Raw genomic sequence first — 1,518 nt, forward strand, 5'->3', positions numbered from 1 at the left:
CACGAACTTTCTGGGGGACAGCAGCAGCGGGTAGCCTTGGCAAGAGCAATGGCGATCGCACCAGAAGCGTTACTATTAGATGAGCCCCTTTCTGCCCTTGATACCTATCTCCGGAATCAGATCGAAAGGCTACTAACGGAAATTTTCTCTACTTATCAAGGAGCGACTCTTTTCGTCACCCATAAATTAGAGGAAGCTTACCGGGTCTGTGGTAATCTGTTAGTACTTTCCGAAGGAAAGGTTATTGCTTCTGGCTCTAAAGAAGCTATTTTTGAGCATCCTCCTAGCTTTAGGGTAGCACAATTAACCGAGTGTAAAAACTTTTCTCGGGTTGAAATTATTGACCACAAAAAAATTAAAGCCCTGGACTGGAACTGTAGTCTCTTAGTTGTGGAACCGATCAGGAAATCGTTGGCTTATGTTGGCATCCGTGCCCATCATCTGAGATTTCTAAAAGAGCCAAATCACGACAATACTTTTCCCTGTTGGCTGGTGACCATGAGTGAAACCCAGCACCGAGTTACACTTTATTTGAGTTTATATACTGCTTCTAGGAATACAGGACTTATGGATTGCCCCCTAAATCCCCCAATTCTGGGGGACTTTGACATGATTCCCCCCCAAAATTGGGGGGTTAGGGGGGCAAAACCAACTAAACTTGGTAAGTCCTACAATCCTCAACAGTATCACCTCCAAGCTGAAGTTTTCAAGGAAAAATGGCATCAGATTAAAGCTTGGCCTCAGCCATGGTATGTGCAGTTAGATGCTTTGAGGTTGATTTTGATGGAGAGTTGATTGAACTATAGCAGTTAATTGGGTGAGGTAAAAAGTCTTGGGTTTTAGGGAGCAGGGAGCAGGGAGCAGGGAGCAGGGAATAGGGAATAGGGAATAGGGAACAGGGAGAGGAAGTGCAATCGCATTCTTTTCTCGGTTGGGTTGAAGCAACGAAACCCACCACTATCTTTTGGCTTGGGAATCGCTACCATTTCCAATCCTCTTCATCCCAATAATTTTTAATCCGATCATCAATTAATAATTCATCATCACCATTTTCTGCCATTTCTTTAAATGCTTCTTCCCATCCTTGACGAGAGTGGGATACTGGCGAAATTATCACCTTCCCATCTTCTACTGTTATTTCAACTACATTGGCTAAACCACATTCTTCAATAATTGCTTTAGGAATTCTAATTCCTTGGGAATCTCTAATACGTACAATGGCAGCTTTCATCAGCTTAATTACTTTTGATGGATAATTCCTATTTTATAGCAATCCTAAATCAATTGTGATAATTTTTGTCCCCTGTTTCCTACTCCCGTCTTGATGCAGTCGCTCATGGGGGAAACCCCCAAGACCGCGCTGCATCGCTACTCCCTACTCCCTATTCCCTGTTCCCTGTTCCCTGTTCCCTTTGCTCTACGAGTATCCCGATCAGATAGATTACCCACCGAAAGCACATGTTTAGGCATTCCTCCCATTCGTTCTAAAACCGATTTTTGGGATTGAAAATTTTGGCA

General features: G+C 43.4%; 4 protein-coding genes. 2 read left to right on the forward strand and 2 right to left on the reverse strand.

All coding sequences use genetic code 11. The annotated features are described in order from the left end of the window. Nucleotides 1-795 (forward strand): ATP-binding cassette domain-containing protein (locus F6K49_RS48070; RefSeq protein ID WP_293109688.1); only part of this gene is annotated, 795 nt, incomplete at its 5' end. Between the two features lie 44 nt (nucleotides 796-839). On the opposite strand, the gene F6K49_RS48075 is transcribed toward F6K49_RS48070, so the two are convergent. After that, nucleotides 840-986 carry a hypothetical protein gene (locus F6K49_RS48075; protein ID WP_293052284.1) on the reverse strand — a complete coding sequence of 49 codons (147 nt, stop codon included), beginning with the start codon at nucleotides 984-986 and terminating at the stop codon, nucleotides 840-842. Continuing rightward, the gene (locus F6K49_RS48080) at nucleotides 980-1,231 is read right to left on the reverse strand and encodes an AbrB/MazE/SpoVT family DNA-binding domain-containing protein (protein WP_293109690.1); all 252 of its coding nucleotides are present in this window, start codon (nucleotides 1,229-1,231) and stop codon (nucleotides 980-982) included. Before F6K49_RS48080 ends, F6K49_RS48075 begins: the two co-directional genes overlap by 7 nt. A gap of 105 nt (nucleotides 1,232-1,336) precedes the next feature. On the opposite strand from F6K49_RS48080, the gene F6K49_RS48085 reads away from it, so the two are divergent. Continuing rightward, nucleotides 1,337-1,507 carry a hypothetical protein gene (locus F6K49_RS48085; protein ID WP_293109692.1) on the forward strand — a complete coding sequence of 57 codons (171 nt, stop codon included), beginning with the start codon at nucleotides 1,337-1,339 and terminating at the stop codon, nucleotides 1,505-1,507. Nucleotides 1,508-1,518 lie beyond the last annotated feature (11 nt).

It is taken from the genome of Moorena sp. SIO3I6 (genome assembly GCF_010672095.1).

Coding starts and splice junctions, on each gene's coding strand:
- F6K49_RS48075 (WP_293052284.1), bottom strand. CDS start 986: ATGGTAGCGATTCCCAAGCCAAAAGATAGTGGTGGGTTTCGTTGCTTC.
- F6K49_RS48080 (WP_293109690.1), bottom strand. CDS start 1,231: ATGAAAGCTGCCATTGTACGTATTAGAGATTCCCAAGGAATTAGAATT.
- F6K49_RS48085 (WP_293109692.1), top strand. CDS start 1,337: ATGGGGGAAACCCCCAAGACCGCGCTGCATCGCTACTCCCTACTCCCT.